General features: G+C 73.4%; 1 protein-coding gene. It reads right to left on the reverse strand.

The features are described 5' to 3' along the window. Window positions 1-237 (reverse strand): VWA domain-containing protein (locus tag CCN42_RS40600; protein ID WP_143662262.1); only part of this gene is annotated, 237 nt, incomplete at both ends.

Consider the following 237-nt stretch of genomic DNA (forward strand, 5'->3'; position numbering starts at 1 on the left):
CCGCCGAGTCCCCGGTGCCCCACTGGATGCGCGGCTCCGGATTGAGCCAGTACACCCGGCGGGCCTGCCCGGCGATCCGCCGCAGCGCCGCGAGGTTCGGATCGGCCATGTTCGTCCGTGCGTCCCCCAGCACGAAAACCGTCGTACGCGGACCCACCGCGTCGCCGTACCGCTCCGCGAACTCGCCCAGCGCGGCCCCGTAGTCACTGCTGCCGTGCCAGCCGGTGAGGACCGCCT

Origin of the sequence: Streptomyces glaucescens (assembly GCF_002154375.1) — a bacterium.
In the GTDB taxonomy this organism is placed as follows: domain Bacteria; phylum Actinomycetota; class Actinomycetes; order Streptomycetales; family Streptomycetaceae; genus Streptomyces; species Streptomyces glaucescens.